Annotated in this window: 1 pseudogene; it reads right to left on the reverse strand. The window is 61.6% G+C overall.

Annotation, left to right across the window (positions count from 1 at the left end):
* Positions 1-636 (reverse strand): annotated as a pseudogene (gene tnpC, locus QCM77_RS45980) (IS66 family transposase); the annotation flags it as partial.
* Between the last annotated feature and the right edge of the window lie 120 nt (positions 637-756).

A 756-nucleotide genomic window follows, 5' to 3' on the forward strand; every position in this document is an offset into this window, starting at 1 on the left:
GTAGGTCGACGACCACGGAAGCAGTTCGTCCAGTCGCGCCGCAGGCCAGCCATTGATGAGCTTCGCGAGGACGTCGGAGAGCCAGTGCTCGGCACTGACGCCATTGAGCTTACAGGTCTCGATTAACAAAGCCAGAACTGCCCAATTCTCGGCGCCCTCGTCGCAACCGGCAAAAAGGGAGTTCTTGGCGTTGAGCTTGATCGGCCGCATCGCACGCTCGACAGCATTCGTGTCCATCTCGATGCGGCCGTCATCAAGGTAGAGCGTCAGGCCATCCCAATGACGCAGCGCGTAACGCAAGGCCTTCGCCGTGTCGCTCTTCTGCGCAAGGTGATCAAGCTTGGCCTCAAACCACTGCTTCAAGGCTGTAACCAGAGGTCGGGCATGCGCCCGCCTGCCAGCACGGCGCTCGGCATCTGATCGGCCGCGGAGCGCTTTCTCGACCGCGTAAAGCTGGGCGATGCGCTCAAGAGCCTCGCAGGCAACCGGAGCTGGCGCCGGAGCAGCCTCGCGCCCGATCTTCACAAACTAGCGCCTCAGATGCGACCAGCAGAAGGCGAGCGTCCCGGACAGGGCGTGCGCACGCGTCTCTCGGGTCATGGTCTTGTAAGCCTGATAGCCGTCGCAGTGAGCTATGCGGGATTTTGGGTGACGGGGTGATCAGGCGGCGTGGTTTGCCGGCGCTTGGATGACCTCGATGCCGTCGTTGAATCTGACACCTGCGATGATCTTCGGCAACTGGTTTGTGCCTTTGAG

It is taken from the genome of Bradyrhizobium nivariense (genome assembly GCF_029846695.2).
In the GTDB taxonomy this organism is placed as follows: Bacteria; Pseudomonadota; Alphaproteobacteria; order Rhizobiales; family Xanthobacteraceae; genus Bradyrhizobium.